Origin of the sequence: Pseudomonas sp. 3JA, assembly GCF_036961705.1 — a bacterium.
Taxonomy (GTDB): domain Bacteria; phylum Pseudomonadota; class Gammaproteobacteria; order Pseudomonadales; family Pseudomonadaceae; genus Aquipseudomonas; species Aquipseudomonas fluorescens_Q.
The window spans coordinates 1-391 of sequence record NZ_JBAMDJ010000113.1 but is presented as its reverse complement, the minus strand read 5'-3'; the positions used below and the strand labels follow the sequence as shown (position 1 = coordinate 391).

1 protein-coding gene is annotated in these 391 nt (G+C 65.0%); it reads left to right on the top strand.

Features of this window, described 5'->3' with window-relative positions; translation table 11 throughout:
• Positions 1 to 391: AMP-binding protein (locus tag V7773_RS30270; RefSeq protein ID WP_336076505.1), on the top strand; the 391-nt coding region annotated here is incomplete at both ends.

Here is a 391-nt window from a genome sequence, read left to right as displayed (position 1 = left end):
GCGGGTCACGACCTTGCACTTCGTACCGTCGATGCTGCGGGCCTTTGTCGAGGAACCGAGCCTGGTCGACTGCCACAGCTTGCGCCAGGTGTTCGCCAGTGGCGAAGCCTTGCCGGTGGACCTGGTGCGGCGCTTCATGGGCCAGCACCCGGCGGCGCTGGTCAACCTGTACGGCCCGACCGAAGCGGCCATCGACGTCTCGGTCTGGCGTTGCTCGGCGGACGATACAATCGTGCCGATCGGCAAGCCCATCGCCAACCTGCGCTTGTACATCCTCGACGAAGCCATGCAGCCATTGCCGATTGGCAGCATCGGCGAGCTGTACATCGGCGGTGTCGGTGTGGCCCGGGGTTATTTGAAACGCCCGGACCTGACCGAGGAACGCTTCCTC